General features: G+C 70.0%; 1 protein-coding gene. It reads right to left on the bottom strand.

The window, feature by feature from the left end; genetic code table 11:
* Positions 1-223 (bottom strand): type II secretion system protein GspM (gspM, locus tag ACNQQL_RS36340; protein WP_347069781.1); only part of this gene is annotated, 223 nt, incomplete at both ends.

The raw sequence follows: 223 nt of genomic DNA, 5'->3' as shown, positions 1-223 counted from the left end.
CAGCGCGGTCGCGTGCGCCTCGCCGACCTGCACCTTGAACTGACGGCGCGCATCGTCGAGCCACTGCGTCCACACCGGAAACGACACGTTCTTCATCTGGATCTGCACGCCATTGCCGACGATCTGCACCTGCGCACCCTGCAGCCCGTGATCGGACAGCGACGCGGTCAGCGCGTCCTTCAGCGCCAGGCCGGTCGGCGCGACGCCCTGCGCGGCGGCCGTC

It is taken from the genome of Burkholderia sp. LFS061 (genome assembly GCF_047978125.1).
Lineage (GTDB): Bacteria > Pseudomonadota > Gammaproteobacteria > Burkholderiales > Burkholderiaceae > Burkholderia > Burkholderia pyrrocinia_C.
This window is presented reverse-complemented; position numbering and strand designations above follow the sequence as displayed.